This is a genomic window from Microbacterium ureisolvens (assembly GCF_019511645.1).
GTDB lineage: Bacteria > Actinomycetota > Actinomycetes > Actinomycetales > Microbacteriaceae > Microbacterium > Microbacterium ureisolvens_A.
In genome coordinates, this window is the sequence record NZ_JAEUAX010000031.1 from 1 (window position 1) to 1,512 (window position 1,512).

Here is a 1,512-nt window from a genome sequence, read left to right on the forward strand (position 1 = left end):
CTTCTGCACGAGCTCGAAGCTGGCGCGACCCGAGACCTGCAGCACGGTGCCGGTCAGCGGCAGCCGGTCTTCGAGGACCGCCCAGCCGATCACCTTGTCGACGGCGTTGTGCCGGCCGACGTCCTCGCGCAGCACGAGCAGCTCACCGGACCCGGCGTCGAACAGCGCCGCCGCGTGCAAGCCGCCGGTCTTGTCGAACACCTGCTGACCGGCGCGGAGCGCGTCCGGAAGAGTCATGAGCAGCGTCGCGTCGACCGCAGCCGCATCGGCGGCCACGTCGTAGCGCGACTGCTTCTGGATCGCCTCGATCGACGCGGTGCCGCACACCCCGCACGAACTGGTCGTGTAGAAGTTGCGCGCGATGTCGGTGACCAACGGCGCCACCTCCGGCGCGAGCGAGAGGTCGAGCACGTTGTAGGTGTTCTCGCTCGAGGACGCCGTCGGCACCGCCGGTCCGACGCCGATCGACAGCAGCGCAGTCGAGGCCACCGAGCCGGTACCCGGACCACCGCAGTGGATCGCGGAGCGGAGGTCTCCGGGTGCGGAGATCACCCCCTCCGACACCAGGAACCCGGCTGCGAGTTCGATGTCGTGGCCGGGGGTGCGCATCGTCACGGTGAGCGGCTCGCCCGCGACGCGGATCTCCAGCGGCTCCTCCACCGCGAGCGTGTCCGGCCGCCGGCGCACCGCGACGTCTCCGTCGTTCACCGCGATGCGGGTGACGGGGCTGCGGGTGGTCAACCGGCCCATCTCAACCGCCGATCGCGTTCATACCACGGGCAGGCTGCAGGAAGGCGGGGTCGTTGATCGCATGCCCCGGCAGCTTCCCGAACACACAGGAACGCAGCATCCCATCGATCCCGGCATCAACCGCCCCACCCCGGGAAGTCTGCGCACGCAGGATCGGCAGCAGGTCGTACTCGGTCGTCGAGAACAGACAATTGCGCAGCTGCCCGTCCGCGGTCAACCGCAACCGGTCACAGTCCCCGCAGAACGGTGCCGTCACCGACGCGATCACCCCCACCGTGTGCGGGCCACCATCCAACAGCCACCGCGCCGCCGGCGCCCCACCCCGACCCGGCACCGCCGTCAACGCCCACCGCGCCGAAAGCGCGGTGAGGATCTCGTCCTGCGTCACCATCCGCGACCGGTCCCACGTGTGCCCCGCATCCAACGGCATCTGCTCGATGAACCGCATCTGCGCCCCATGCGCCACCGCGAACTCCACCAGCTCCACCAGCTCGTCCTCGTTCACACCCCGCATCGCCACCGCATTCAGCTTCAACGGCCGCAACCCCGACGCCTGCGCCGCCGCGATCCCCGCCAGCACATCGCCCAGCCGGTCCCGCCGCGTCAACGCATGGAACCGGTCACCCCGCAACGTGTCGATCGAGATGTTCAACCGGTCAAGCCCCGCCTCCACCAAAGCCGGCAGCAACTGCGGCAACCGGATCCCGTTCGTGGTCATCGCAACCTGAACCGCACGCCCGTCCGCGCCAGTGACCGCCGCCA

General features: G+C 69.8%; 2 protein-coding genes. Both read right to left on the reverse strand.

Annotated elements, in window-relative coordinates:
* Positions 1–750: formate dehydrogenase accessory sulfurtransferase FdhD (locus JNB61_RS19840; RefSeq protein ID WP_220340729.1), on the reverse strand; the 750-nt coding region annotated here is incomplete at its 3' end.
* A 1-nt stretch (position 751) separates the two neighbouring features.
* Positions 752–1,512 (reverse strand): GTP 3',8-cyclase MoaA (locus tag JNB61_RS19845; RefSeq protein WP_220340730.1); only part of this gene is annotated, 761 nt, incomplete at its 5' end.